This window comes from Idiomarina sp. UBA4206 (assembly GCF_002383015.1).
Classification (GTDB): domain Bacteria; phylum Pseudomonadota; class Gammaproteobacteria; order Enterobacterales; family Alteromonadaceae; genus Idiomarina; species Idiomarina abyssalis.
Window position 1 is genome coordinate 5,490 of record NZ_DFTS01000055.1, and the last position, 535, is coordinate 6,024.

1 protein-coding gene is annotated in these 535 nt (G+C 53.5%); it reads left to right on the forward strand.

Annotated features, from left to right (window positions below; all coding sequences use genetic code 11):
- Window positions 1-535, forward strand: a 535-nt coding sequence (locus tag B3180_RS11215; RefSeq protein WP_286844561.1) for a M14 family zinc carboxypeptidase, incomplete at both ends; no start/stop codon positions are given.

A 535-nucleotide genomic window follows, 5' to 3' on the forward strand; every position in this document is an offset into this window, starting at 1 on the left:
AGCGGCGCTGGTAGCCGCCTCGTGGTTCGTGATACCCACCCATGCACAGCAGTTGTCCGGCGAAAGCTCCTTACTCCCTGAAGCCAGTTACAGCGACTCCGAAGTGACCGTCGAGCAGGTTCTGGGTTACCCAATGGGTACCAAAATTACCAGCCCGGCGGATATGAGCCGATACTTTGAAGCACTGAAGCAGGCCTATCCGAAACAGGTGAAACTGCTGGAGTACGGCAAAAGCTGGGAAGGACGCACGCTTTATTATGCGGTTATTTCCAGTGAAAGGAACATGGCCGACTTTGACGGCTTCATGCAGGGAATGCAGTCCTTGGCTGACCCGCGTAAAACCGACAGCGATGACGCCGAGCAGTTAATTGACCAATTGCCCGGTAGCATCTGGCTGTCCTATGGCGTTCACGGCAATGAAATCTCCTCGCCCGAAGCGGCTATGATGACGGCTTATCATTTACTGCATGACCAGCGTGAGAAGACTCAGCAGTTGCTGGACAACACCATGGTGTTTATCGATCCATTGCAAAAC